This is a genomic window from Nitratidesulfovibrio oxamicus, assembly GCF_015731765.1.
GTDB lineage: Bacteria > Desulfobacterota > Desulfovibrionia > Desulfovibrionales > Desulfovibrionaceae > Cupidesulfovibrio > Cupidesulfovibrio oxamicus.
Genome location: NZ_VRYY01000236.1, coordinates 1 through 3,895 on the forward strand (window position 1 = coordinate 1; position 3,895 = coordinate 3,895).

4 protein-coding genes are annotated in these 3,895 nt (G+C 66.9%); 2 read left to right on the top strand and 2 right to left on the bottom strand.

The window, feature by feature from the left end; translation table 11 throughout:
- Positions 1–90 precede the first annotated feature (90 nt).
- Positions 91–1,902 (bottom strand): methyl-accepting chemotaxis protein, encoded by a 1,812-nt coding sequence (locus FVW20_RS09245; RefSeq protein ID WP_196609189.1) that lies wholly within the window; start codon positions 1,900–1,902, stop codon positions 91–93.
- 319 nt (positions 1,903–2,221) lie between these two features.
- Complete coding sequence (locus FVW20_RS09250; RefSeq protein WP_196609190.1) at positions 2,222–2,614, bottom strand: Ros/MucR family transcriptional regulator; 393 nt, start codon at positions 2,612–2,614, stop codon at positions 2,222–2,224.
- A 425-nt stretch (positions 2,615–3,039) separates the two neighbouring features.
- Here FVW20_RS09250 and FVW20_RS09255 point away from each other — a divergent pair, with 425 nt between their 5' ends.
- Both FVW20_RS09255 and FVW20_RS09260 read left to right on the top strand, forming a co-directional pair.
- Positions 3,040–3,297, top strand: a complete 258-nt coding sequence (locus tag FVW20_RS09255) for a hypothetical protein (RefSeq protein ID WP_196609191.1) — start codon at positions 3,040–3,042, stop codon at positions 3,295–3,297.
- A gap of 29 nt (positions 3,298–3,326) precedes the next feature.
- On the top strand, positions 3,327–3,895 hold a 569-nt coding region (locus FVW20_RS09260), incomplete at its 3' end, for a nucleotide-binding protein (RefSeq protein WP_443677866.1).

The following is a 3,895-nucleotide window of genomic DNA, read 5'->3' on the forward strand; positions in this document are numbered from 1 at the left end:
CTGCGGCGGCGCCACCGCCCGCCCATGCAAACGGCCCGCACCCCCGTAAGGGCGCGGGCCGCGAGCATGCCGCAGGGCTGGCGTCCGGCGCTAGCCGGACGAGCCGCTTGTCAGTTGATCGATCTGCTTCTCCAGGGCCCTGGCCAGCCCGGCCAGCTTCAGCACGGCACCGGCGGCCTGGTTCATGCCCTCGGCGGTTTCCGAGGCGATGCGGCTGATGTCCTCCACCGCGCGGTTGATCTCCTCGCTGGTGGCGGACTGCTGTTCGGCGGCGGTGGCGATGGAGCGCACCTGATCGGAGTTTTCCTCAGAAAGGGACACGATGCGCTGCAACGCCTGCCCCGATTCGCGGGCCATGCGGGTGGCCTCGGTCACGGCGACGGCGGCCGTTTCCATGCCCTTGATGTTGTTGCGCGCCCCGGCCTGAATGGACTGGATGGCCTGTCCCACTTCCTTGGTGGCGTTCATGGTCTTTTCCGCCAGCTTGCGCACCTCGTCGGCCACCACGGCAAAGCCGCGCCCGGCATCACCGGCGCGGGCCGCCTCGATGGCGGCATTCAGCGCCAGCAGGTTGGTCTGGTCGGCGATGTCGGAAATCACATCCATGATCCGGCCAATGTCCTCGGCCTGCTTGCCAAGGGTGGCCATTTCGCCTTGCAGGGCCTGGGCCTGCTCGTGCACCTGGCTGATGGCCTCCACCGCGCCGCCGACCACCCGTTCGCCTTCCTGGGCCTTGGACCTGGCCTCGTCGGCGCTCTGGGCGGAACTGCCGGAACTGCGCGCCACCTCAAGCACGGTGGCGTTCATTTCTTCCATGGCCGTGGCCGTCTCGCCAGCGCGGGCGGACTGCCGTTCCGCCCCGGCGGAAACCTGTTCCACCTGGGCGGACAAGGCCTCTGCCGCCAGCGACACCTGCTGGGCGATGATGGACGCTTCTCCGGCCACCGATGTCATGCGCTGCAACAGGTCGTTGACCCTGGCTTCCTGCTCGCGGGCCTCGGCCAGGGCCGTTTCCGCGCGGGAGGCGTGGGCGTCGGCGTCGGCGCGGCGCTGGTCGGCTTCCTGCATCTTCTGCTTCAGGTTGCCCACCATGGTTTCTATGGCGCCCTTCACTTCGCCCAGTTCGGCGGCATAGTCGCCCTCGGCGCGGGCGTCCAGCGCGCCCCCGGCCACCTGTCCGGCAAACTGGCGGATGCGCAGCAGCGGCCCGATGATGCCCCGGTTCAGGATCACCCAGATCACCGCAAACAGCAGCGCCAGCACCACCAAGGTCCACCCGGCAACGGCAATGCGCGCCTGCATGACCTGCTCGTGCGCCTTTTCCAGCGAACTGATGACCACGAAGGCCCCGTGGGTCTCGCCCGCCTTCCAGCCTTCCTTGGTGCCGCCCACCACATCGGGGGTTCCGGCCTGGTCGCCGTGGCAGAACAGGCAGTCCTTGGTCAGCTTGATGGGGCGGAAATAATAGATCTTGTCAGGCGTGCGGATGATCTTTTCCGCAAGGTTGCCGCGCTCCATCTCCTGCATGGTCGAAAGTTCCAGCGGAGTGGGCGTGTTGGCCGGGTTGCGCGGCTGCACCTTGGGCACTCGAAATTCGTAGCCCGCCTGCGCGGCGTTCTGGGCGGCCATGCGCATGGCCGTGACCACGGGCACCGCGTCCATGATCCTGTCCCTGGGCAACTCGTCCAGCGGGCGCATCAGCCCGATTTCGAGCTTGCGGCCCATCTCGTTGCGGGTTGCCTCGGCCATGAGCACCACGGCCCGGCTTTTCTGGAGAATCGCCTCTTCAGCCCCGGTACGAATGTCGTCCACACGCTGCCAGGCCATGATGGCGGCCACGATGACCGGCCCGGCAAGCGCCACGATGAGGATTTTCCACTTCAGGCTGAGATTGCGAAACATGACCCCTCCCAGGGATGACGGACATGCGCGCCCGATATTCGCGGCGCGTCTGACGCGGGCGTAGCTCTATCAGGAATCACTGTCAACAAACAGCAACAGGGTTTCCCGCAGGCACCCTGCAAGAGCCTTTCTTCATGGGTGCTTATCGGCAGAACGCCGGACGGCACTTTAGCCGCGTCATGTTTTTTTCCGGTGACGATCCGCATCATTCTCCGGAATGCCGTCACGCCCGGCAGGAGGGGGGGGAATCAGGCCGACTCCGAAAAAACGCGGGCGCCGCAAATCGCCCGCGCCGTCCCTGTCGGCCAATTCGCCAGGGTTACGCCCCGCGGCGCTCCCACAGCTTCATGTCGCGCATCTTCTTGCGACGCTCGCGTTGCAACGACTTGCAGACAAGGGGAGTGCCCTTCTTGTAGCCGCACTTCTCGCGGTACGTTTCAGGGGTAAGTCCGTGGGTGCCCAGGTGCTTCTTGGTCAGGATCTTGAACGACTTGCCGCACTCGCAACAGGTGATGGACTTTTCCTTGATGGCCTTCTTGGGGTCCATCCCGGCTCCATCGCCGCTCTCGGGCAGCGCACCACCTTCGCTCAGGGCCCGGATGCCCTCCGCAAGGCGCCGGACCATGGTGGTGATCTCGTCTTCGGTCATGGTCCGGACACTGGCCTGCGCCTTCACGATGTCCAGAGCTTCCTTCAGATAATTCTCCGTCATTGCCGCTCCTTTGATATTTTGTGAACATGAGGCATGCACGAAACTCGTTTCAAACCTACGACAATCCTTCCTTCGGGGTCAACCCGAATTGGTTGCGTCTTCATGTGGCACACCGGGTCGCATCTAGAAACCTGCCTGCGGCGCACGCACCATGCCGATGATGCAGCGCATTCACTGACGCAATGGCGGGTATGACATCGCGCCATGTGCAATTGCCTGCACGAATCGCCCCGGCCAAACCACGGAGGCATTGCGCCTGACGCAGGGGATGCGACATGCCCGTTGCGGCTGCGCGGCCTGCACGCGAAGGCCACTGTTGTGCGCCACACCGGCAGCTGCGTCACCGGGGCGCCGTGCGGCCCTACGGCCTGTGGACCTTCGCCGCCAAAGCCCGTACCATGTGGCAAACCCATCGGGAGCCCCGCATGAAGTACATCATCTTCGAAGACTTTTCCGGCCACCCCGTGCCGTTCATCTTTCCGCACCGGGTGGACCACGCGGACATGCGTGAACAGCTGCCCTACACCCGCGTGCTGTCTGCCGGGTACGTGGACATGGTGGACGGCGCCTTCCGCTGCCACGGCGGCGCGCCGGAACTGCAGGTTTCAGCGCGGGACGTGGATGCGGCCATCATCACCGCCAAGTTCGCCCCCCGCCAGCCCGGCGAGGCCGACATCGCATGACCCGCCCGGCGGCGCACGACGCGGCGCACATGAGCTCCCCCATGCGCCTGTCCGCGCAACCGTCGGCGCAACTGCCCGTCCTTGTGGTTGCGGGCACCCACAGCGGCTGCGGCAAGACCACGGTCACGCTGGCCCTGATGGCCGCGCTCACCCGGCGCGGCCTGCGCGTGCAGCCCATGAAGGCCGGGCCGGACTACATCGATCCCGGCCTGCATGCCGCCGTCACTGGCCGTCCCGGCTGGAACCTGGACGGCTGGATGTGCGGCCCGGAGGGGGTGCGCCGCTCGTTTGCCCGCGCGGTGCGGGCTGCAGAACCGGGCGGCCCGCCGCGCATACCGCCCCCCCCGCCTGTCCCTCCTGCCCCTCCTGTCCCGCCGGACATCGCCGTCATCGAAGGGGTCATGGGCCTGTACGACGGCGCATCCGCCGACGACGGGCAGGGCTCCACGGCGGAAGTTGCCGCCCTGCTGGATGCCCCGGTGCTGCTGGTGGCCGACGTGCGCGGCATGTCGCGCTCGGCGGCGGCGCTGGTGGGGGGCTACACCCGGTTCGACCCGGCCCTGCGCTTTGCCGGGGTGGTCTGCAACCGCGTGGGCGG